General features: G+C 46.7%; 1 protein-coding gene. It reads left to right on the forward strand.

Features of this window, described 5'->3' with window-relative positions; genetic code table 11:
* The coding region (locus tag L696_RS28635; RefSeq protein ID WP_209440967.1) for a hypothetical protein at positions 1 to 263 on the forward strand (263 nt) is incomplete at its 5' end.
* Positions 264 to 495 lie beyond the last annotated feature (232 nt).

Here is a 495-nt window from a genome sequence, read left to right on the forward strand (position 1 = left end):
AGCAGCTTGCAGAGAGGGACCGGACAATAGCCCTGCTTGAGAAGCGAATGAAAGAAGCAGAGAAATTCCCCCGTGAAACCGGAGGAATAGGGGATCATGTTTTAGATTTTGATTATCTCCATATGATCAAGTTGGAAATAGGCTATGACGATAGAGATTGTTCAACACTTGACACCGATGATATAGAGGATGTTTTGTTGGCAGTTGAGAGATTGCGTGAAGAACAAAGGATGAAGGCAATTGCCCCGCTTATAGGGGAGTAACCCACCAATACAATACGTTCTGTCACCCTGACGGAGCGTTGGAAGGATGATAGATATGCCAGTGGATATGATAGACGAGAAATTAGATTTTGCCCTTGCTGGTTTGCTGGGCTGGGTAAATTGGTGGGATGGTGAGAGGCTTATATGGGTTGATGGAGCCACAAAAGAGTTTCGACGCAAGGTTACGGATTGGCAACCATCATCCGATCCTGCCGCCTCTCTGGAGGTACAG

This window comes from Paenibacillus maysiensis, from assembly GCF_000520815.1.
Lineage (GTDB): Bacteria > Bacillota > Bacilli > Paenibacillales > Paenibacillaceae > Paenibacillus > Paenibacillus maysiensis.